Origin of the sequence: Microcella sp., assembly GCF_046293215.1 — a bacterium.
Taxonomy (GTDB): Bacteria; Actinomycetota; Actinomycetes; order Actinomycetales; family Microbacteriaceae; genus Microcella.
Genome location: NZ_JBKBPI010000014.1, coordinates 19225 through 37495, shown reverse-complemented (window position 1 = coordinate 37495; position 18271 = coordinate 19225). Strand labels below are relative to the sequence as shown.

General features: G+C 69.2%; 20 protein-coding genes and 1 tRNA gene. 10 read left to right on the top strand and 11 right to left on the bottom strand.

Going from position 1 to position 18271, the window contains the following annotated elements:
- Positions 1-100: 100 nt before the first annotated feature.
- Both ACK4SC_RS11475 and ACK4SC_RS11470 read right to left on the bottom strand, forming a co-directional pair.
- Entirely contained in the window at positions 101-1996 is a 1896-nt protein-coding gene (locus tag ACK4SC_RS11475) for a helicase-associated domain-containing protein (RefSeq protein ID WP_409618081.1), read from the bottom strand.
- The gene (locus tag ACK4SC_RS11470; RefSeq protein ID WP_409618079.1) at positions 1983-2255 is read right to left on the bottom strand and encodes a hypothetical protein; all 273 of its coding nucleotides are present in this window, start codon (positions 2253-2255) and stop codon (positions 1983-1985) included. The genes ACK4SC_RS11475 and ACK4SC_RS11470 overlap by 14 nt, the downstream gene beginning before the upstream one ends.
- Before the next feature lie 110 nt (positions 2256-2365).
- Between ACK4SC_RS11470 and ACK4SC_RS11465 the strand changes: the two genes are divergently transcribed.
- Complete coding sequence (locus ACK4SC_RS11465; protein WP_409618078.1) at positions 2366-2746, top strand: cold-shock protein; 381 nt, start codon at positions 2366-2368, stop codon at positions 2744-2746.
- Positions 2739-3218: a DUF3027 domain-containing protein gene (locus ACK4SC_RS11460; RefSeq protein WP_409618077.1), complete on the top strand. Its 480-nt coding sequence runs from the start codon at positions 2739-2741 to the stop codon at positions 3216-3218. The genes ACK4SC_RS11465 and ACK4SC_RS11460 overlap by 8 nt, the downstream gene beginning before the upstream one ends.
- On the opposite strand, the gene ACK4SC_RS11455 is transcribed toward ACK4SC_RS11460, so the two are convergent.
- On the bottom strand, positions 3199-3432 hold the full coding sequence (locus ACK4SC_RS11455; RefSeq protein WP_409618076.1) for a DUF2530 domain-containing protein: 234 nt from the start codon (positions 3430-3432) through the stop codon (positions 3199-3201). The genes ACK4SC_RS11460 and ACK4SC_RS11455 overlap by 20 nt on opposite strands.
- A 4-nt stretch (positions 3433-3436) precedes the next feature.
- On the bottom strand, positions 3437-4552 hold the full coding sequence (serC, locus tag ACK4SC_RS11450; protein ID WP_409618075.1) for a phosphoserine transaminase: 1116 nt from the start codon (positions 4550-4552) through the stop codon (positions 3437-3439).
- Between the two features lie 109 nt (positions 4553-4661).
- Between serC and ACK4SC_RS11445 the strand changes: the two genes are divergently transcribed.
- The 3 genes from ACK4SC_RS11445 to ACK4SC_RS11435 all read left to right on the top strand — a co-directional run bounded on the left by ACK4SC_RS11445 (position 4662) and on the right by ACK4SC_RS11435 (position 7253).
- On the top strand, positions 4662-5351 hold the full coding sequence (locus ACK4SC_RS11445; RefSeq protein ID WP_409618074.1) for a metal-dependent transcriptional regulator: 690 nt from the start codon (positions 4662-4664) through the stop codon (positions 5349-5351).
- A 237-nt stretch (positions 5352-5588) separates the two neighbouring features.
- The gene (locus ACK4SC_RS11440; RefSeq protein ID WP_409618073.1) at positions 5589-6428 is read left to right on the top strand and encodes a C40 family peptidase; all 840 of its coding nucleotides are present in this window, start codon (positions 5589-5591) and stop codon (positions 6426-6428) included.
- 321 nt (positions 6429-6749) lie between these two features.
- On the top strand, positions 6750-7253 hold the full coding sequence (locus ACK4SC_RS11435) for an HNH endonuclease (RefSeq protein WP_409618071.1): 504 nt from the start codon (positions 6750-6752) through the stop codon (positions 7251-7253).
- Between the two features lie 4 nt (positions 7254-7257).
- On the opposite strand, the gene ACK4SC_RS11430 is transcribed toward ACK4SC_RS11435, so the two are convergent.
- Both ACK4SC_RS11430 and ACK4SC_RS11425 read right to left on the bottom strand, forming a co-directional pair.
- Positions 7258-8187: an alpha/beta hydrolase gene (locus ACK4SC_RS11430; RefSeq protein WP_409618070.1), complete on the bottom strand. Its 930-nt coding sequence runs from the start codon at positions 8185-8187 to the stop codon at positions 7258-7260.
- A 42-nt stretch (positions 8188-8229) separates the two neighbouring features.
- Entirely contained in the window at positions 8230-9111 is an 882-nt protein-coding gene (locus ACK4SC_RS11425) for an SDR family oxidoreductase (RefSeq protein WP_409618069.1), read from the bottom strand.
- Between the two features lie 113 nt (positions 9112-9224).
- Between ACK4SC_RS11425 and ACK4SC_RS11420 the strand changes: the two genes are divergently transcribed.
- Positions 9225-9299, top strand: a tRNA-Arg gene (locus ACK4SC_RS11420).
- A 14-nt stretch (positions 9300-9313) separates the two neighbouring features.
- Here the strand turns inward: ACK4SC_RS11420 and ACK4SC_RS11415 are convergent.
- From ACK4SC_RS11415 to ACK4SC_RS11405, 3 genes are all read right to left on the bottom strand, one after another.
- Positions 9314-9664 (bottom strand): DUF1801 domain-containing protein, encoded by a 351-nt coding sequence (locus ACK4SC_RS11415; RefSeq protein ID WP_409618068.1) that lies wholly within the window; start codon positions 9662-9664, stop codon positions 9314-9316.
- 48 nt (positions 9665-9712) lie between these two features.
- Positions 9713-11353, bottom strand: a complete 1641-nt coding sequence (locus ACK4SC_RS11410) for an ABC1 kinase family protein (RefSeq protein ID WP_409618082.1) — start codon at positions 11351-11353, stop codon at positions 9713-9715.
- Positions 11354-11443: 90 nt separating this feature from the next.
- A complete protein-coding gene (locus ACK4SC_RS11405; protein WP_409618067.1) occupies positions 11444-12031 on the bottom strand; it encodes a PadR family transcriptional regulator in 588 nt (195 codons plus the stop codon).
- A 204-nt stretch (positions 12032-12235) separates the two neighbouring features.
- Here ACK4SC_RS11405 and ACK4SC_RS11400 point away from each other — a divergent pair, with 204 nt between their 5' ends.
- The gene (locus ACK4SC_RS11400) at positions 12236-13297 is read left to right on the top strand and encodes a Glu/Leu/Phe/Val family dehydrogenase (protein ID WP_409618065.1); all 1062 of its coding nucleotides are present in this window, start codon (positions 12236-12238) and stop codon (positions 13295-13297) included.
- Positions 13298-13301: 4 nt separating this feature from the next.
- Here the strand turns inward: ACK4SC_RS11400 and ACK4SC_RS11395 are convergent, their stop codons facing one another.
- On the bottom strand, positions 13302-14003 hold the full coding sequence (locus ACK4SC_RS11395; protein ID WP_409618063.1) for a cache domain-containing protein: 702 nt from the start codon (positions 14001-14003) through the stop codon (positions 13302-13304).
- Positions 14004-14046: 43 nt separating this feature from the next.
- Positions 14047-14874: a FadR/GntR family transcriptional regulator gene (locus ACK4SC_RS11390; protein WP_409618061.1), complete on the bottom strand. Its 828-nt coding sequence runs from the start codon at positions 14872-14874 to the stop codon at positions 14047-14049.
- Positions 14875-14974: 100 nt separating this feature from the next.
- Between ACK4SC_RS11390 and ACK4SC_RS11385 the strand changes: the two genes are divergently transcribed.
- The 3 genes from ACK4SC_RS11385 (at position 14975) to ACK4SC_RS11375 (ending at position 18268) form a co-directional block, all read left to right on the top strand.
- On the top strand, positions 14975-16051 hold the full coding sequence (locus ACK4SC_RS11385; RefSeq protein WP_409618059.1) for an ABC transporter ATP-binding protein: 1077 nt from the start codon (positions 14975-14977) through the stop codon (positions 16049-16051).
- Positions 16052-16108: 57 nt separating this feature from the next.
- Positions 16109-17281: a spermidine/putrescine ABC transporter substrate-binding protein gene (locus ACK4SC_RS11380; RefSeq protein WP_409618057.1), complete on the top strand. Its 1173-nt coding sequence runs from the start codon at positions 16109-16111 to the stop codon at positions 17279-17281.
- Positions 17282-17419: 138 nt separating this feature from the next.
- Positions 17420-18268 carry an ABC transporter permease gene (locus tag ACK4SC_RS11375; protein ID WP_409618055.1) on the top strand — a complete coding sequence of 283 codons (849 nt, stop codon included), beginning with the start codon at positions 17420-17422 and terminating at the stop codon, positions 18266-18268.
- Positions 18269-18271: the final 3 nt, after the last annotated feature.

Sequence of the window (18271 nt, the reverse complement as noted above, 5' to 3'; positions counted from 1 at the left end):
ACCATCGCACCGGGCAGCCGATCCTCCGGTCACTGACAGCGTACGACCACTGAACCCTTGGAATCAATCATCTAGGCCCGCGACCTGTGAAGGCTGCGCCCTACTCGGGCACGTCGAGTGCCGCGATGCTCGAGATCGGAAGCGTGCGTTCGACGTCGGCGGCGAGGTCTCGCCCGCGCACCCGACCGGCGGCGATACCGGTCGGCTCGAGATCGAAGGCTCGCTCGGTACCGTCGGGCAGGCGCACTGTCACGTGCACGGGCAGCTTGGCGCGAAGCGCCAACTCCCACTGTCGTGCGACCCAGGCGTCACCCCCGGCCGCTCCGGCGCTCGAGGTGGCGCTGTGGAGTCGGCGCGCCGCCTCGAGCACCGGGTCGGTCGGTGCGGTCGTCGCCGAACGCGGCGCTGGCGCGCGTCCGCGACGGCGCTCAGCACGCGCCGGAACGATCGGATGCTCGCCCTCCTCGGGCGCCGCCGGATACCGCGCATCGATGAGCGTGCCGAGCACGAGGCTGGGGTCGAGTCGACTGACGAGCCGGTGCGGTCCCGTGCGCGTGAGTCCGAGGGGCGTGAGCGCAGCGTCGACACGGAGGGTGTCGATCAGCGCGGGGTCGTCGCTGCGGATGCTCGTCGTGGCGGCGAGGTCCGTTGCTTCGTCGGGTGCGAGCATCCCGACGCGCACGGCACCGTAGCGCCGCGCGGTCTCGTCGATCAGGTACGCGACCGGCTGCGGTACACCGGTCAGCGACAGCGCGGTGAGAAAGTCGGTCAGTGTCTGGGCGCTCTCGCCCCGGGCGATTGCCCGCGTCACGCTGTCGGCCGTGAGGCGGTAGCGGCCCGCCAGCCCCGCCGCCTCGACGTCGGCGACGCCGCGGAGGCGTTCGTCCAGCTCGGCAGCGAGCGGGCCGGGCGAGACGATCGTGAGGTCGTGCTGCAGGTACACCTGCCGCACCTCCGGCGGGAGGTGCGGGGCGAGTGCGTCGGCTGCCGCGCGGCCGCCCGCGCTCAGAAGTGCCGCGCCGATGGAACTCGCGCGCCCATCGACCGTCACGCCGAGAAGGGCGGCCTGTCGGCCCAGCGCCTCCAGGCGTTCCCTGAGCTGCGCGTCGGCCGCGGGGTACAGCCAGGCCACCAATTCGGCCGTGCGGTCGCCGGCGCCCGCCACCGCCCGACGGTGCAGTTCGGCGCGCAGCGGCGTCGGAAGCTCACTGCTCCACGACTCGGCGAGGGCACGCCACCGTTCGCTCAGCGATTGCGAGCGCCAGCGTTCGGCGAGCGGCGTGGCCACGAGCTCGTCAGCGGTGTCGGCAACGAGTTGGGCACTGCGAGCGAGCGCCAGGTGGTCACCCAGGGTCTCATCGGCGATCGCGGCATCTGCCGCCACGCGACGCGCGTCGGGCAGGGAGACTCCGCCGCGGGCGAGCAGGCGAGCGGGTGTGCGCTCGAGCGACCGGGTGAGTTCGCCCAGCCGCACGGTGAACTCAAATGCGTGCTCCGCGGCGATGCGGTTCAGACGGGCGATGTCGTCAGGGTCGACCGGCCGGAGCGGGCTCGGCGCCGGTGCGTCTCGCAGTGCCGCGGCGGACAGCTCGCCCGCGTCACCCCCGCGCCGCGCGAGCGCCTCGCCCACCGCGGACGGTACGAGCACCTGCGCATCGTCGAGGATCACGATGAGGCGCTCGGCCGCGCTGTCGAGGGCGGCAACGACGGCGTCGACGGGCAGGTGCAGGCGACTCGCAAGCGACGACAGAGGCACCCCCCGCCCCTCCGGGTCGAGCTCAACGGCGGTCGCCACAGCGGCAAGGGATGCGCGGTGCATGTCGGCGACGGCGCTCGCGATAGAGGCGTCGTCGAGCAGCGCTTCGGCGAGGTCGAAAAGGTCGTCGAGAGAGGCGGGAGAGACCCGACGTCGGCGGATCAGTTCGGCCAGCCCGGCCTCGTCGTACTGCCGCAGTCGAGCCGCGAGGGCGAGGGAGGCGGGACTAGCCGCCGGCATGCTTGGCGGCGCGCGATCGCCGCACCGCACTCACAACGAGCAGCGCAACGATGAGGCCGAATCCGATCGGCAGGCTGATGAGCGGCAACATGGTCACCCACGCCCACACGCCCGACGTGAAGTCGCGCGGATCGAGCCCGGCCGACACGGCGGACATCAGGGCGATGAAGCACGCGAGGCTAATCACGATCACGACCGCCACCAGGTAGGCAAGCACGCGTTCCGTGCGGTTGCCCATGACGATCGACTCTTCTGGCATGAGGCAAGGATAGGCCCGTCGACTGAGGGTGGCCTAGCCCCCGCTCCAGGGGGCACGGTGCGCCGGGTATCCTCTCAGGGACGCACCACACCACCGTCAGGAGTACGCGCATGCCCACCGGCAAGGTCAAGTTCTACGACCAAGACAAAGGCTTCGGCTTCATCGCCAGCGATGAGGGCGACGAGGTTTTCTTGCACGCCTCCGCGCTGCCCGCAGGTGCGACCGTCAAGGCCGGCACCCGGCTCGAGTTCGGTATTGCCGATGGAAAGCGGGGTGCGCAGGCGCTGTCCGTGCGCATCCTCGACCAGAAGCCGACGCTCGCCGCGATTAACCGCAAGCCAGCCGACGAGATGGCCATCATCGTCGAAGATCTCATCAAGCTGCTCGACGGCGTGGGTGGTCGCCTGCGCGGCGGCCGCTACCCCGACCGTGAGCAGGGCCGCAAGATCGCGGCCGTGCTGCGCAAGGTCGCGGACGATCTGGATGCCTGACGCGGCGGCATCCGCAGCCCTCGAGGCGCTGGCTCGTGCGGCGCTCGCCGAGATCACGCCCGAGCGCACCGTCGGACAATTGCGCGAGCTGGCGGAGGCCGACGGCGTCGCCACCCTGCTGTTCTCGACGACGATGGGCGGCTACCCCGGCTGGGTCTGGACGGTGAGCATCAGCACCATCGATCCGGCCGCGCCGAGCGTGCTCGAAACCGAGCTCATGCCGGGCGACGGCGCGCTTGTCGCGCCCGACTGGGTGCCCTGGGCCGACCGGATGGACGAGTTCCTCGCCCAGCAGGCCGAGCAGGCCGCTGCGGACGCCGACTCGCCCGACGGCGACGACGCTGACGACGACGACTCAGACGATGACGACGCCGACGAGCACGACCTGCATGACGACCACGACGTCGATGTCTTCGACGGCGTCGACATCGACTCCCACGCGGACGAGATCGCTAGCGACGAGGACGACTGACGACGATCAGTCCCGCGGCACCGAGAGCGATGCCGATTCCGGCGGTCACGAGCATCCCGACGGTGTCGGTCATGACGCCGGTGAGTGCCATGACGGCGATGACGGCGATGGCCGCGAGCCAGAGCGTGATGCCCACGAGGTAGGCGAGACGATCGTTTGTCGCGAGAGGCTCCGGCTGGGGTCGGCGCTCGTCATGCGGCACCCAGAGGCGCATGCGGCTATCCCGCCACTCGTTCGAGCACGTAGTCGAGGCTGCGGGTGAGCTGACGTACGTCGTCGGGCTCGATGGCGACGAAGGTCGCAACGCGAAGCTGGTTGCGCCCGAGCTTGCGGTAGGGCTCCGTGTCGACGACGCCGTTGGCGCGCAGTGTTGCGGCGACGGCGGCCGCGTCGACGCTGTCGTCCAGGTCGATCGTGACGACGACGGGCGAACGGTGCTCGGGGTTCGCCACGAACGGGGTGGCCAGGGGGTGCGACTCGGCCCAGTCGTACAGCAGCCCGCTCGAGGTGGCCGTGCGGGCGCCGCACCAGGCGAGGCCGCCGGATTCGTTCATCCACCGCACCTGTTCGTCGAGCAGGACGAGCGTGGCGAGCGCCGGCGTGTTCAGCGTTTGATCGAGACGGGAGTTGTCGATCGCGGCGGTCAGCGACAGGAACGGGGGAATGAAGCGGTCGGACGCGTCGATGCGCACGGCGCGCTCGATGGCCGCCGGGCTCATGAGTGCGATCCAGAGACCGCCGTCACCGGCAAAGTTCTTCTGCGGCGCGAAGTAGTACACGTCGGTCTCGGCGATGTCGATGTCAATACCGCCGGCCGCGCTGGTCGCGTCAACGACCGTCAACGCGCCGTCATCACCCGGGATGCGCGTGACCGGGCTGGCAACGCCCGTTGACGTCTCGTTGTGCGGGTAGGCATAGACATCGACGCCCGCAACCGGCTCGAGCGTGCCGCGCGTGCCGGGTTCGGTCTTCACCACGTGGGGGGCTTCCAGCCAGGGGGCGCGGGCGGATGCGACGAACTTGCTGCCGAACTCACCAAAGTCGAGGTGACCGCTGCGGCTCTCGATGAGTCCGGCCGCCGCCACGTCCCAGAACGCCGTCGAGCCACCGTTGCCGAGCACCACTTCGTAGCCGTCGGGGAGGCGGAACAGCTCGGACAGCCCAGCGCGCACGCTTCCGACGAGCGCCTTCACCGGCTTCTGGCGGTGGGAGGTGCCCAGCAGGTGGGCAGCGTTCGTCACGGCAGCGACCTGCTCGGGTCGAACCTTCGAGGGGCCACAGCCGAATCGACCGTCGACGGGCAGGAGGTCAGCGGGGATGACGATGTCGGCCATGCTCGAATCCTACTGACCGTCGCGGGCGGGAAGCTCTCGCCCGGTGCGAGCGTTTAGGCTGATGAGTGCACCCCATCGCGGTGCCGACCGGCCGATTAAGGAGTGGCAGATGACTGATCTCGTCGATACGACGGAGATGTATCTGCGCACCATCCTCGACCTCGAGGAGGAGGGGATTACCCCCCTTCGGGCTCGTATTTCCGAACGGATCGGGCACTCTGGCCCCACCGTGTCGCAGACCGTGGCGCGCATGGAGCGCGACGGACTCGTCAGCATCGAGAATGATCGCCAGCTGGCGCTCACCGACGAGGGTCGCGCGAAGGCCACGGCGGTGATGCGCAAGCACCGCCTCGCCGAGCGCCTGTTGTCGGACATCATCGGGCTCGAGTGGTCGCTCGTGCACGAGGAGGCGTGCCGCTGGGAGCACGTCATGAGCGAGCAGGTGGAACGACGCATCATCGCCCTGCTCGGCGACACCGCCGAGTCGCCGTACGGCAACCCGATTCCCGGGCTGGAAGAGTTCGGGCTCCCGGAGGCCGAGCCGTTCCTGGACGGCGTCATTGCCCTGCAGCACGCCTTGGCTGCGGGCACCCGGCACTGCACGATCCGCCGACTCGCGGAGCCCGTACAGTTCGACCCCGACGTTTTGCATCAGCTGCACGAGGCGGGCGTTGTTCCCGGTGCGGAGGCGATCATTCGCACGGGCGACGGGGGCTACATCTCGGTCGAGGTCGCGGGGCGTGCCGAAGCCATCGAACTGCCACCCGAGGTTGCACAGCACATCTACGTCGCTGACTGAGCTTTCACCACTATATGTGGGGGTGGCGCGTCGAGTTGTGACCATTCCGTAACCTCACGTACACTCGCCAGGTCGTCGCGTACACCTCACGTCGACGGCTCCGACGCAGGACGCCCGCACCGCCCGTCTCCTGCCCGGACCGTGGAACACACGAAACCAGTGACGGGCCGCTACCTCGGAGCGGCGAGGCGCAGGAGATTGCTCTTGATCCAAGGCACCCCAGGCGAGACCCCGCGCATGGCTCCCCACGACGACACGACTCCCGTCCGACGCCGCGACCTGCGCGCCGAACGCACCGGCCTCGTCGTTCGTCCCCCCGTCGAGGCCCCGGCTCTCGCGACCGCCGCCGCACCCGCCCGCGCTGCGCGCCCCGGCATCAAGCGCACCGCGGTCAACATGGCGGTCATCACGGTTGCCACGGGCCTCATCGCCACGATGGCGCTCCCCGGAACCTCCCTGGTCGCCGACCCGGTCGCGAACGCAGAGAACGCCATCGCCAGTGGCAACGCCGAGGCCATCGCCCAGCTCATGGCCACCGAGGCGCAGAGCGTCGAGGTCTCTGACGAGGTCACCGCCGTGACCGCCTTCCGCGATGACTTCAGTGCGACGACGGTCGAAGAACTTGCCGCGGCCCGGGCCGCCGAGCAGCGGGCCGCTCAGATTGCCGCCGCGGCGGCTGCCCCCGCCTACAGCGGTCCCGGTGTTGCTGACTTCCTTGCGAACCCCCCGTACCCCGCCGTTGATCTCGATCAGGTGGTGCAGGTTGCACTCCAGTACCAGGGCACTCCGTACCTGTTCGGGGGCACCACCCCTGCCGGCTTCGACTGCTCGGGTTTCGTGCAGTTCGTCTACGCGCAGTTCGGCCTCGCGATTCCGCGGACCGTCGTGACGCAGGCCGCGTTCGGCACCCGCATTTCGCGCGAAGACGCGCGCCCCGGTGACGTGGTCATCATGGCGGGCCACAACGGCTTCTACATGGGCAACGGCATGATCTTGGACTCGCCGCGAGCCGGAAGCGTGGTCAGCGTTCGTCCGATCTGGACCAACGACTACTACATCGTGCGCTTCGGAGCGTGACGCGCCGAAACCACACGTGACGGCTGCCGTTCATCTTCGTGGGTTAGCCTGACCGCATCGACGCCACGCGGCGTCGGCCGAGGAGCGACCATGCGACAGCGACGCGACATCCAAACCGTGGATGCGCGCGCCGTCTTTCGCATAGTCGGCGGCGTTCGCGAGATCGTGCCCTGTCACGGTGTCGCCGAAACAAGCACTGCTGTCTGACAGCAGTGCTTTTTTTGTGCCCACGCGGGTTCAGGAACGTCGAACTGCTCGACCGGAGCCGGTGTCGATAAGGGACCGTCCGCAGGCCATGCGGGCCCGTCGACAGGAGAAGCCGTGCGCACACTCGTCCTCAACGCTGGATACGAGCCCCTCGCCGTCGTGTCGTTCCGCCGAGCCCTCGTGCTGGTGATGAACGGCAAGGCGAGCGTTATTGCCGCCGATGGCGAGCATCCCGTATTCGGAATCACTGACGCCTTTGACCGTCCGAGCGTGATTGTGCTGCGGCGGTACGTCAAGATCCCGCACGCGCGCAAGGTGCCGCTTACCCGCCGCGGGGTGTTGCGGCGCGACGGCAATCGGTGCGCCTACTGCAGCGGCTTCGCCTCGACGATCGACCACGTGCATCCCCGCTCGCGCGGCGGTGCCGACTCGTGGGAGAACCTGGTCGCGTGCTGCCTGAAGTGCAACAACATCAAGGGCGACCGCACACCGGCCGAGATGGGCTGGCAGCTGCGGGTGACGCCAAAGGCTCCGCACGGCACGGCCTGGCTGGTGCGCGGTATCGAGCGCCCGCAACCGCAGTGGGACGCGTACCTGGCGCCCGCCGTGGCAGCGTGAGCCGTTAGCGGGGCGCGACCGCGAGCATCCGGCGCAGCGCCTCGATACGGCGCTGCGCGGTGTCGCGCGAGATGGCAGCCCGCGGTTCGGCGACGTCGAAGCCGTGGTAGGCACCCGGGATCGTGACGAGCTCGCACTCCACGCCCGCCGCGCGCAGCGATGCAGCGTAGCGGGCATCTTCGTCGTGGAAGAGATCGGCGGTGCCGACGGCGATCCAGGTGGGCGGGAATCCGGTGAGGTCGGTGCGCCGTGCGGGAACGGCATCGGTGGGTGGCGTCGCCGCCCGCTCGCCGAGGTACATGCCCCAGCCGAGACGGTTGCTGGCGCCATTCCAGAGGCGGAGGTACGGCGGGTCGGCGGCCTGTGGGTCGGCCGCCGTCCGGTCATCCAGCATCGGATACAGCAGTGCCTGGCCCGCGAGAGTGACCGCGCCGGCGTCGACCGTGCGCGCCGTGACCGCGGCAGCGAGCCCGCCGCCCGCCGAATCGCCGGTGAGCGCGAGACGGGAGCGGTCGACACGGGGGTGCGTGGCGAGCCACGTCAGCGCCGCCTCGCAGTCGTCGAGCGGGGCGGGGTAGGGGTGCTCGGGGGGTAGTCGATAGCCAACGCTCGCGACGACCGCGCCGAGTGTGTCGGCGAGAGTGCGACACAGCGCGTCGGAGCCTCGGGGGGAACCGATGATGAGGCCGCCGCCGTGAATTTGCAGGACGGCGGGGAGGCCGTCGTCCGAGGTCGGCGTCGTCGGCCAGTGCACGCGCAGGTGAGCCCCGGTGGGAAGCGCAACGAGCTCGCCGCCGCGCGGGCTCTGGCCCGCACCGAGTCGGCCGAGCGCCCGCAGCAACCGCCGACTGCGGGCCGTGACCGACGTTCGCGGCATCAGACGTGCGCGCGTCAGGTCGGGGTGAAAGGTGACGGCGTCGCTACCACGGGCCATGCGGTCACTCTAGGCCGCACGGCCCGCGGTCGGAACAGCTGGCTAGAGCGGCTTACCGCCCGTCACCGCGAGAATCGCGCCCGACACGTAGGTGGCGTCGTCTGAGGCGAGGTAGACGTACGCGCCCGCGAGTTCGGCCGGCTGGCCCGCCCGGCCCAGCGGAGTGTCGCTGCCGAACTCGGCGATCTTCTCTTCCGGCCAGTCGGTTGCGGGGATCAGCGGCGTCCAGATCGGTCCGGGGGCGACGGCGTTGACGCGGATGCCCGCCTCGCCGAGGTCTTGGGCGAGTGCCTTCGTGAAGGCCACCTGAGCGGCCTTCGTCATGGCGTAGTCCACGAGCTGCGGTGATGGATTGAACGCTTGGACGGACGTCGTCGTGATGATCGACGACCCGTCGTGGAGGTGCGGGCGGGCCGCCGCGGTGAGCCAGAGCATCGAGTACAGGTTGGTGCGCATCACGCGGTCCCACTCCTCCGTCGTGATCGACTCGATGCCGTCGCGGTCCTGCTGGTACGCGGCGTTGAGCACGAGAATGTCGAGCCCGCCGAGCGTGTCGACCGTGCGGGCGACGGCGTCACGGCAGAAGTCTTCGTCACGAACGTCTCCGGCGATCGTCAGCACGCGGCGCCCTGCATCGGCCACGAGCTCGGCCGTCGATGCGGCGTCGTCTTCCTCCTCGGGGAGGTGGATGAGCGCGACGTCTGCTCCCTCGCGAGCGTAGGCGATCGCGACGGCTCGACCGATGCCGGAGTCGCCCCCGGAGATCAGGGCGCACCGTCCCTCCAGTTTCCCGTGCCCGCGGTAGCTGCGTTCGCCGTGGTCGGGCGCGGGGCTCATCTCGCTCAGGTGGCCGGGCTGCGAGTCCTGCTTCTGCTCGTCGAACTCGTCGGGGTGGGCGTTGCGCGGGTCGGTGGCGTTGGCCATGGTGGCGACTCCTCTCGATCGGAAACGGCCACGATTCCAGCGCCCCGTGCCTCCCGGCAAGGCATTCCCACGCGGCGCTCAGGCAGCCCATCGCACCTAGACTGGAGGCGCCTGCCTCTGTAGCTCAATGGAAGAGCAGCTCCGTCCTAAGGAGAGGGTTGGGGGTTCGAGTCCCTCCAGGGGCACCAGTCGGCGCGAGCTGTCATTCGCGGTCGCGTTTGCGCCGTCCCGATGTCTCGAGCGCCAGGTCGATCTCGGCAACGCGGCCACGGATGAGAGCGTCGAACGCGGTGGTCGACAGCGTGTGTGTTTCCGTGAACGTCACAGCGCCCTTTGAACGTGTGAGGTCCGGGTGCGTCAGCGCTACGGCGTCGATGACCGCGGGACTGAACGGGTACACGGAGTAACCGGACGCCGTGGTGACCATCGCGACGAGCGGGCGTCCTCGATAAAGCAGGGCGGGCATCCCATACGACGTGCCGTCGACCGCGGTGGGTACGAGCTCGCGAGCGCGTCCGAGGAAGTGGGAGAGCGTCGTGTCATCCGTCACCATGCGCTGACGCTAGCGCAGCGGCACGCTCGGTACACGGGCGCGCGACGGCTACGGAAATCGCGAGCCGACGACGACGTGCAGCAGGGGTACCGCCGCGGCGACCATCAGCACCAGGCCGAGCGGGTCGCCCGCCGAGCGCAAGATGGCGCCGGCGACGAGCAGCCCGATGAACAGCAGGCCCGACGTCGCACGACCGACGGAGCGTTCGAGTGCGCGCATCCGCCGGTCGGTTTCGGGCACGCGCACGGCGAGGTCGCCGCGCTCGGCCTTCGCCGCCAGCTGGTCGATACGCCGGGGCAGCCGCGCGAGGGTCGACGCGTACCCGACGGCCTGCTGGCCGAGCTCGATGATGCCGTCGACGCCGCCCGACCGCCCCGCCTCGACGAGCGTCTTCGCAAACGGGTCGACAGCATCCCAGATGTTGAAGTCCTGGTTGAGCGCGCTCGTGACGCCTGACAGCAGCGATACGGTGCGAATCAACAGCAAGAAACTCTCGGGCAGTTGGAACGGCAGCGTGCGCACCGTCTCGCTGAAGCGGCGGGCGAATTGCTCGAGTTCGCGCGGGTCGACCTGCGTGAGTTCGGCGACGCCCATTCCGCCGAAACGATCGAACAGCGCGCTCATCGCCCGCTCGAGCTCGTCGATGTCGGCCGTCGGAAGCAGCACTCCGAGGCGCTGCATCGCCTGAACGAGTCCCGGCCCGTCGCGTCCGACTGCGGCCAGGATGAACGACCTGAGCCCGGCGCGCAGGCTCGGCGTGATCTCGCCCATCATTCCGAAATCGATGTACGTGATGGTCCAGTCGTCGGGCCCGCCGGAGGCGCCGGGGGTTACGAAGATGTTGCCGGGGTGAGGGTCGGCGTGGAAGAAGCCCGCGATGAAGAGCTGCTGGAAGGTGACCCGCGCGAGTTCGGCGGCGACAGCATCCGGATCGATGCCTGCCGCGCGCAGCGAGGCGATGTCGGTGATCTTTATTGCCGTGACGTCCTGCAGTGTGAGCGTGCGACGGGCCGAGCGCTCCCAGATAATCGCGGGGGTGCGCATGCGGGCGTCGTCGGCGAAGTCGGCGGCAAACCGCTCGGCGTACGCGGCCTCGTTGAGGTAGTCGATCTCTTCGAGGCTCGTCGTGGCGAACTCTTCGACGAGCGCGGGAGCGTCGGTGCGATTCGCCACCAGCTTCACGCGCGACAGGATGCGGCCCACGCGGCGCAGCGCTGTCAGGTCGACCTCGACGATCTCCTCGATTCCGGGGCGCAGCACCTTCACCACGACCTGGTCGATGCCGAGTTCGGCGGCGAGGCCGGGGGAGAGGCGCGCGCGGTGGGCCTGGCCGAGAGACGCGGCCGCGATGGGCGTCTCGTCGAACGCCGCGAAGGCGACGTCGAGGGGCATGCCGAGCTCGCGCTCGACCTGGGCGACGACGCGGTCGAGCGGTTCGGGGGCAACCTCGTCTTGCAGGCCCTCGAGCTCCTGCGTGATCTCGCGCGGCAAGACATCGAGCCGCGACGACAAGAACTGCCCGGCCTTGATCATCAGCCCGCCGAGGTCGGCGGCGAGGCGGTGGAAGCGGCGGGCCGCCTTCTGCAGACGGCGGATGCGCCCCCGCGCGGCGAACCCGCCGAGCCCGAAGCGCGGCAAGACGAGCTCGAACCACCACGCCTGCACGAGAACGCGCGTGGCGAAGCGCATGATGCGGCGGTAGCGCGCCTTGAGGGCACGCTGTTGATCGGGAGTCGGCGCGGGGCGTCCGGATGCCCCCGTCGACGGGTTGGGCACGGGTTAGTCCTCGGCGAGGATGGCGTACAGCCGCTTGCGGGTCTCGTCGAGCAGCTCGGCGGCGCGCTTCTTCTGGTCAGCGGTGCCGACCTGCGCGACCTGCGCGGCCGCCTGGGCCAGCTTCACGCCCGACTTCGGCACCAGCACGTCGTGCTCGTCCATGCGCGGGAACTGTGGCGCCCGCCAACCGCCCTGGTCGCCTCGGCGGCTGCCCGCCGCGTGGTCGTGGTGTTCGGCCTGCTCCGCCGCGGCCTGCTCGGCGGCGGCCCGCCCAGCCTCGGTGAGGGCGTAGACCTTCTTCTCGTCGCGCTGTTCCGCCGAGACGAGACCCTCGTCGGCCAGCAGCTGCAAGAGCGGGTACACGGCTCCGGGCTTCGGCCGCCAGTGCCCGCCTGATTCAGCGGCAATCGCGTCGATGATCTGCGCTCCCGTGCGCGCCTCGTCGAGCAGCGACGTGAGCACGGCCCCCCGCAGATCGCGGTGGTGGTGTTCGTGGTGGGCCGACGACGAGCGCTGGCCGAAGGCATCGCGCAGGCTGTCGACGGCCTCGCGAAGGTCGAACATCGGCGACGGGGATGACGTGCTGCGCATGGGGTTCCTTCCGACAGGCGCGGATGCTCAACTCGCATCTCGGCGCAACGCTGACGCTACGGCGCATCGCTGAACGCCAACCCCGTGCAGATCGAGTGCCCGCTGGGTGCCGAGTGCTGGCATCATGATCACGAGCCTTGCGGCACCCCGCGAGGCCGCACCGCGTCGCCGGCCAGAAGCCGACGCCGAGATACCGCGAGGACAATGATGACCCTGCACTCCCTGCCCGATTTCACCCACGAACGCGTGACGACGGCGGTCGGCCGTCGCAGCGGCTTGACCATGGCGGTCGCCCTTCACTCGTCGGCTCTCGGCCCCGGTCTCGGTGGCTGCCGCATGTGGCGCTACGGCCACTGGAGCGACGGTCTCGGCGACGTTTTGCGCCTGTCAGCGGCCATGACATTGAAGAACGCGCTCGCCGACATCGGTTACGGCGGAGGCAAGGCGGTCATTGCTCTCGGCCCCGATGACGAACTCGACGCCGAGCGGCGCACCGCGGCCCTGCACGACATGGGCGACCTCGTCGAGCAGTTCGGCGGCACCTACATCACGGCCGAAGACGTCGGAACAACCGAGCACGACATGCTCGTCGTGCACGAGCGCACGCGCCACGTCGTGGGCCTCCCGCCCGAGCAGGGTGGCGAGGGTGAACCCGCTGACGGCACGGCGCTCGGCGTCTTCGTGTCGATCGAGCGTGCCTTCGCCGAGCTCGACGGCTCGGCCTCGCTCGCGGGGCGCCGCATCGTGATCTCCGGACTCGGCCAGGTCGGCGGACGCCTTGCGCGCCGCCTCGCCGCCGCCGGCGCCTCGCTCGCCGTCACCGATATCGTCGCGTCCCGCCGCGCACTCGCCGACGAATTGGGCGCCGACTGGATCGACGTGGATGCTGCGCTCACCACCCCGGGTGACCTTTTCGTTCCCGCCGGCCTCGGCGGCGTTCTCACCGACGAGGCGATCGATGCCCTGCCGGTGCGTGCGGTTGTCGGCCCGGCCAACAATCCGCTCGCGGAGCGCTCGGGCGCCGCGCGCCTCGCTGCCCGGGGCATCCTGTATGCCCCCGATTTCCTCGTCAACGCGGGCGGTGTGATCCACCTGGCGCTCGCCAGCAGGGGCGCGTCCCCCGACGAGATCGAGCGCCGACTGCACGGCATCGGCGACACCCTCGACGAGGTGTTCGCCGCAGCGCGAGCCGACGGGGTCACCCCGCTCGACGCGGCGGAAGCGCTGGCTGTCGCGCGGGTGCGCGGGGGGCGCGTCTCGGCGTAGCGTCCTAGCCGGACACGACTTCTAGGGCCATGCCCGGGCACGCGGTCCGGGTGAGGGCATCGAGTTCCGCACCGCGAATCGAGTCGCCAGTTTCGCGGTGCGGACTCGTCGACAGCAGCACCCGCCCGACCCCGTTCACGATCGAGATGTCGGCACCGTACGGCGCAAGGCGCGGCGTGAGGTGGCGTTCGACCTGATCGATGAGCAGGTCGAGACCGGCGACGCCCACGAACTCTCCGTCGAGAAAGACGGGGGAGGCAATCGTGATCGTGTACTCGTCGCTGCACAGGTAGTCGACGTAGGGGCCAGCGACGTGTGCTTCACCCGTCTGGTACGGCACCCGGTACCACTCGAGTTCTGAGTAGTCGATCGCCTCCTTGTTGACCGACTGAGCGGCGAGCACCAGCTGCGCGCGGTCTGCGCCCTGCCACCACGCGAGGTGGCTGCTGGCGTCGGCGAGCGAGTCGAGGGCGGCGATGAAGCCCGAGCCGTACACGGGAAGGTCGAGCGCATCGAAGGTGCGCAGCGCGTACGGGGCGACCAGAGCATCCAAGATGTCGGTGGTCACGGGGCCGCGGGCGCGCGCCGCGGCGAGGTCATCGGCAAACTTGGCCTTCCAGCTTTCCAGTTCGTCGATTGCCTGGCCGAAGTAATCGGCGACGATCGTGGCGGGGCTGCCGGTCGTGGTGGGCGCGGGCGAGCTCATCGAACGGTCCTCCTCGACGGTCCGAGCGGGTGGGGTGAGGAGATCATTGTGCCTCTAATTCGGCCCGATGGTCGATCAGCCAGGTCACGTCGTGCGCGACGGCCTCCGCGACGAGGGCGCCCGCTCGTGCCGGATCGGCCGCGGCGACGGCATCGAGGATGCTGTCGAGCGCCTCGAGACGGCGGCGCTGCTCGGCTCCGTCTTGGTCGACGAGGGCGAAATACGGCGACAGTTCGGCCTGCAGACGCATCTGCTCGCGCGTGAGGCGCGCGCTCTGACTCAGCGCGGCGAGCTCGATCACGGCGTCGTCGACGATGCGACGCCACACGCGCAGGTCGCCTCCGTGGGCGCGATGCACCCGGCCGCGAATGAGTTCGACTTCGCTCGGGTCGGCACGACGGGCGGCCAACTCGACGCAGGCCCGCGTGATCGCCAGGTAGTGCGCGGCGGCGTCGCGCAGCGACACCCGCGTGGTGGCGAGCAGCGTCTCGGTCGTGAACGCCATGGGGTCGGCGCTGTCGGCGACGAAGCTTCCGCCGCCGCGCCCGCGGCGCGTGACGAGGAGCCCGCGTGCGCGCAGCGACAGGAGGGCTTCGCGCACGGTTGCTGGCGCGACCCCGAACGTCTGGGCGAGGTCCTGTTCGCTGGGAAGCTTCTCGCCGGCGTGCAGCACACCGCCGCGGATCGCGTCGGCGATGCGGCGTTCGACGAGGGAGGCCCGACCTTCGTCGCCGATGGGCTGGAAAACCGCGCTGAGCAGGCGCGCCGGTCGCCCATGGCGATGAGCGGATGATCGGGGCGCCATTTCTCCATTCTGGCCGATCGCGCCGGGCAGGGTGGAGCGCCGCTCGGGTTCGGCGATCGTGCCCATTTCGTCACATCCTCGTCACGCGCTTGAAATATAAGTTCTGAAACTATAGCTTTAGCGTTCATAACCTCGACCCAATGACGCTCGAAGGAGTTTGCCGACAATGCCCGCAACGGACACGACGGCCACCGCCAGCACCCCTGACGCTCTGTCGAGCGACACCGCCGGGGTAGAACTGCGCGGCGTCTCGAAGCACTACGGCGACATGGTCGCGGTGCGCGATCTCGATCTCACGGTCGCTCCCGGAGAGTTCTTCTCAATGCTCGGCCCCTCCGGCTCGGGCAAGACAACCGTGCTGCGCATGATCGCGGGCTTCGAGGAGGTCACCTCGGGGCGCATTCTTCTCGACGGGCAAGACGTGACGGCAGCGGCGCCCTTCGACCGCACGGTCAACACGGTCTTTCAGGACTACGCGCTCTTCCCCCACATGACCATCGCCGAGAACGTCGCCTACGGCCTGAAGGTGCGTAAGACGCCGAAGGCGGAGATCACAACGCGCGTGGCCGACTCGCTCGAGCAGGTTCGCCTCAGCCACGTGGCCGACCGACTCCCGCACCAGCTCTCGGGCGGCCAGCGCCAGCGCATCGCCCTCGCCCGGGCACTGATCCTTCGCCCGCGCGTGCTGCTGCTCGACGAGCCCCTCGGCGCCCTGGACAAGCAGCTCCGCGAGCAGATGCAGATCGAGCTCAAGCAGATCCAGCGCGACGTCGGCATCACCTTCGTGTTCGTCACCCACGACCAAGAGGAGGCGCTCACGCTGAGCGACCGGATCGCGGTGTTCAACGAGGGGCGCGTCGAGCAAGTCGGAACTCCGCGGGAGGTCTACGAGTACCCCCAGACCGCGTTCGTCGCGAGCTTCCTCGGCATCTCGAACCTCATCCCCGCCGACCTGGCCCGCGAGCTGGCCGGTGCCGAGGGCGCGATCAGTGTGCGGCCCGAGCGCGTGCGCCTCGCGCCCGTCGACGCGAGCCTGACGGCGGCCGAGACAAGCGTGATCGGCACCATCACCGAGACGGTCTACACGGGCCCGGCCACTCGCTACATCGTGACGACCGACTACGGCCTGACGATCGTCGCCGAGCGGCACAACGATCACGCGCCCAACGACACCGCGCCCTTCCACCGTGGCGACCAGGTGCGCGCGGTGTGGTACCGCGAACACGCCGCCCTCGTTCCCTGACCCTGAGACCCTTCCCCGCCATACCCGGCACCACCCCACACAGTAAAAGGAGATGCAATGAAGAAGAAGGTGCTTATTCCCGCCTTCGCGTCAGCAGCGCTGCTGGTGCTCGCGGGCTGTAGCAGCGATGGGCAGTCCGGCGACGGCCTGTTCATCGACGTCCCCGACGTCCCGATGCTGGAGGAGCTCGGCGAACCCGAGGGCTCGCTCGACATCGTCGCGTGGTCGGGCTTCGTCGAGCCGGCCTGGGCCGACCAGTTCACCGAGGAGACGGGCTGCGTCGTCAACCGTCGCGTCGCCGGTACCAGCGACGAAATGGTCACCCTCATGCGTACCGGCGAGTACGACCTCGTGTCGGCCTCGGGTGACGCGAGCCTGCGGCTCATCGCCGGTGGCGACGTCGCCCCGATCAACCTCGACCTGATCCCGAACTTCGGCGACGACATCGTCGAGGGCATGAAGGGTCAGATCTACGACACGATCAACGGCAAGAGCTACGGCGTTCCGATCGGTCGCGGTGCGAACATCCTCCAGTACAACAGCGAGGTCGTGACGGAAGAGCCCACCAGCTGGAGCGTGGTGTGGGAGACCGACAGCCCCTACGCCGGCCAGATCACCGCATACGACGCGCCGATCTACATCGCCGACGCGGCCGTGTACCTGATGTACCACGAGCCCGAACTCGGCATCACGAACCCGTACGCGCTCGACCAGACGCAGCTCGACGCCGCGATTGAACTGCTCAAGCAGCAGAACACGATCGTGTCGGAGTACTGGGCTGACCCGGTTGCGCAGATCACGTCGTTCGTCGGCGGCACGACCGTCGTGGGAACCTCGTGGGAGGTCCTGCGCAAGTTCACGGAGGACACCGAGAAGTTCAAGGGCACCCTCCCCGTTGAGGGCTCGACTGGATGGTCGGACGCCTGGATGATCTCGTCGCAGTCCGACAGCCCCAACTGCGCCTACCTGTGGATGGACTACACCAGCTCGGCCGAGGTCAACGGTCAGATCGCGATGAACTTCGGTATGGCTCCGGCCAACGCCGCGTTCTGCGAGACGAGCGAGGAAGCCGCTGCCCACTGTGAGCAGTTCAACGCCACGAACGAGGAGTACTTCGACAACGTCTGGTACTGGACCACGCCGATCGAGCAGTGCGTCGACGGCCGGACCGACGTCGAGTGCACCAACTTCCAGCAGTGGACCCAGGCCTGGCTGACCGTCAAGGGCTGATCCACCTCGCGGGCGGGGCTTCGGCCCCGCCCGCACCCCACTGACTTTTCCCCCAACTGCGATACGGGAGCGCACGTGACCTCCACAGCATCCGCACCGACGCGGAGCGAACCCCAAGCGGTGCCGCTGCATCGGCCGGTGTCAACGGCCCTGCACCGCCGACCGCGCCTGCGCCTGGGCGCCTTGCTCGCCCTGCCACTGACCTGGCTCGTGGGGCTGTACATTTTCTCGCTCGCGCTGCTGCTGATCACGGCCTTCTGGCTGGTCGACCCGTTCACCTCGCTCGTGCGGCCCGGGTTCACCCTCGATAACTTCGCGCTGCTGTTCTCGAACCCCGCCTATGTGTCCACGTCGCTGCGCACGCTTGGCATCGCGCTCGCGGTGACCGCCCTCAGCGCCGTCTTCGCGGTTCCGCTCGGCATCTTTATGGCCAAAATCGCGTCGCCCTGGATGCGCGCGGTGCTCGCCGTCGCCATCACCCTTCCGCTCTGGGCTGGCTACCTCGTGAAGATCGTCGCGATGCGCATCACCTTCACGGAGGAGGGTTTCTTTAACTCCGTCGCCGGCATCATCGGCGGCCGCGGCCCCGGGTTCGGCATCCCCGTGGTGATTCTCACGCTGACGTACCTGTGGTTCCCGTACATGGCGCTGCCGGTGTACACGGCGATCCGCCAAATCCCCGTGAACCTCTTCGACGCATCCGCCGATCTCGGCGCCCAGGGCTGGACGACGATTCGCACCGTCGTGATGCCGCTGCTGACGCCCGCGCTCATCGCCGGAAGCGTCTTTACCTTCTCGCTGAGCCTCGGCGACTACCTCGCCGCCCGCTTCGTCGGCGGGCCGAACAGCCAAATGATCGGCTCGATCATCGCGTCGAACATCAACCTCAACCCGCCCGTCGCGGCAGCGTTCTCGGTCGTGCCGATCGCGTTCGTCGTCATCTACCTGCTGGTCACCCGTCGCACGGGTGCCCTCGAGCGGATGTAGGAG